This is a genomic window from Pedobacter sp. 01N416 (assembly GCF_056399685.1).
In genome coordinates, this window is sequence record NZ_JBFTRT010001135.1 from 1 (window position 1) to 394 (window position 394).

The following is a 394-nucleotide window of genomic DNA, read 5'->3' on the forward strand; positions in this document are numbered from 1 at the left end:
AAATAAATTTATATAGCGCTTGCCAATTGGATTCATTTTGTGCTTTTCTATCTAAACGAAAAGCAATTACATCTCCATCTGGGTGTTCGGCAGAAGCAGGTTTAAATAAATTGTATATATAAGTGCCTTTATATCCATTAAAGGCAACTTTACCTTCCTTTTGAGCGTTGGCCTGTAAACCAATTTGTACGAAAAGCATAATCAATAAACTTTTAACTACTGGAATTCTATACGGTTTCATAACTATTGATATGTTTTAGATTGATTTGAAATGAAAATACCTTTGTTATTTACTCCTGCTTGTACACCTAATACCAGTGTTTTATTAAGGCCTACCCTAACGCAAGGTATTGGACTACAGATATCTGTAAAACCTATACTTACGCAAGGTGTT

1 protein-coding gene is annotated in these 394 nt (G+C 33.0%); it reads right to left on the reverse strand.

Going from position 1 to position 394, the window contains the following annotated elements; translation table 11 throughout:
- The coding region (locus tag AC1DND_RS29585; protein WP_477586626.1) for a hypothetical protein at positions 1-241 on the reverse strand (241 nt) is incomplete at its 3' end.
- Positions 242-394 lie beyond the last annotated feature (153 nt).